Source organism: uncultured Mucilaginibacter sp., from assembly GCF_903913935.1.
GTDB lineage: Bacteria > Bacteroidota > Bacteroidia > Sphingobacteriales > Sphingobacteriaceae > Mucilaginibacter.
In genome coordinates this window covers 1-2,063 of the sequence record NZ_CAIWNH010000099.1, presented here as the reverse complement: position 1 = coordinate 2,063, position 2,063 = coordinate 1, and the positions used below count along the sequence as shown (strand labels likewise).

Genomic DNA, 2,063 nt, shown 5'->3' with positions numbered 1-2,063 from the left:
TAAATAACGTTCCCGTCCCCTTCGTATCGCTAAAGCCAATGTTATATAAATTTATGTTGGTGTTTATTGTGTTATTTTGCAATTTTTCGAATGTGCTTTTTACTGGCTCAAAAGAATAAATCAATGCATTTGGAAAATAATTTCTTAGTTCCAATGTATAATTGCCAATGTTAGCACCGATATCAAAAAAAACCGGGTGGGCCTTATCTTTACACAAACAAGGAAGTGTATCTATTAAAAATGTGCGCTCACCACTTGCACCTTCTTTTAAACTACCTGAACCGCCAATTTGAATAAGCGCATGTTCATGTAAGTTTATGTTAACGGCTTTCGCGCTAAAAATTAATAAATGTTCAAAGTTTCTCTTTCCAATAATCTTCGAAACCATCCATTCAACGCCTGATAAAACTTTTTTCATTTCACTATATTAAAAATTTCCATCCACCTTTTTTTTGTCGAAAAGCGTTCAGGGAGTGCATTGTTATTCAGCCAGGGTTGTTTTAAATATTCCAGGTATAATTCCGGTTGCTGGTCAATGGCAATAATTTGCTTAATCAACGGGCTAAAATCCATACCGGCAAATTGTGCCTTAGTTTTAAAGCTCCTGGCCCATAACTTTATTTTTCTTTTGATGCGATGCCGGGGGCTTCTCAAAAAGGTTGGCCTGATATCCTCAAAATCCATATGGCCTATTTTACCCAATGTATCTATAAACGTTTTGTTTCCGGCGTTAAGGTAATCGCCGGCATTTATAAAACTCTTGGTATTAAATATTTCGCCTATAAACGGGTCGCCAAAATAAACCGGGATACTTTGGGCCAACATGGCATCATATAATTTTTCGGTTTGATATCCCGGGTAGATGTCATTTTCAAACGCGATGGTAAATTTATAGGGCGATAAAAACTTTCTTTTTACTTCCCATTTATCACCCGAATAAAGCATATCAATGCCGGGCATATTGTTCATCGACCTGCCCGGGGCATCCACCCTTTTATATTTTGATAGCTGGGTAAAAAAAGCTTCGCGGTAGGATACTTTGTGCGAATATAAAAAATTGCAAAACTTCGGTTTTAAAGCCACTACCTGTTCCGCATCATAACCCGGCCCCTTTATTAAATCCTGCGGATTAAACCCGTGCCACTGGATCCGCTTGTAGTTGGGCTGTTGTACATCCTCTTCACGCGGGATGCCGAATGCCCATTCACAAACAGAAAGATCGGGTTTTATGTTCTCGCAAAAATAGCCTATGCGGGTATAATTACCCTTTGGCGGAATATCATTTCCATAAGGGCCAAAAACGATAAAATCGGGATCGCCGCTATCAATAAATTCATATTCATCAAGCAGTTCAGCCAATATTTCATTCACCGACCATTTAAAGTCGAGCCCGTTTTGAAATTTTATTTTAATCGGTTTTTTACTCAAGTCCTATAAAATTGCCGGGGTGGCTGTTGTTATAATCCTGTAATATCTGGTAAAGATTGTGATACAATTCTTTGAGCGACGCATCTGAATTGAACCGGGTGTCAGTCCCCTGGTTTGTTTTATAAATGGCTTTCCCTACCCCAATCTTAATCTTCGACCACAAGCTGATGTCCGCATGGTCGCCGCGGTAACCATATTTACACATCCCTATCTCTTCCTCCCGTTTTAAAACCGCTTTTGAAGCCGTTGAAGTAACGTTTCCGGGCGTAGCAACCGGCAGGGCATTGCAGCCGGTGTAATAAATAATGTTTAATTTAAGCCAGGATAAGCGTAATGAATATTCCCAGTCCATCATCGTAAATTGGGTATCATACAAGCCGGCGTAGCTTATGGCCGATTTGCGGATGAGCATATAAACATCATTAAAAGTAAAGCATTGGGTGGCACCGCTTTTCCATTGTTCAAATTCTTTTAAACGGCTAACCAGGTCAACTTTATTGCCGGGGCCCAAATCCACGTTGATGCAATTCGAGATACAAACATCAACTTTCGGATGACCAAGCATAAATTGTTTGCATTGGCGAATGGCCTTAAAATCAAAAACATCGTCATCAATAATTTTTTTGATCAGTGTG

Annotated in this window: 3 protein-coding genes; all 3 read right to left on the bottom strand. The window is 39.5% G+C overall.

The window, feature by feature from the left end:
• The coding region (locus tag QZY09_RS03775; RefSeq protein WP_295668241.1) for an FkbM family methyltransferase at window positions 1-418 on the bottom strand (418 nt) is incomplete at its 3' end.
• Entirely contained in the window at window positions 415-1,428 is a 1,014-nt protein-coding gene (locus QZY09_RS03770) for a glycosyltransferase family 10 (protein WP_295668237.1), read from the bottom strand. The genes QZY09_RS03775 and QZY09_RS03770, both read right to left, overlap by 4 nt.
• A partial coding sequence (locus QZY09_RS03765; RefSeq protein ID WP_295668233.1) for a hypothetical protein occupies window positions 1,421-2,063 on the bottom strand: 643 nt, incomplete at its 5' end. The genes QZY09_RS03765 and QZY09_RS03770, both read right to left, overlap by 8 nt.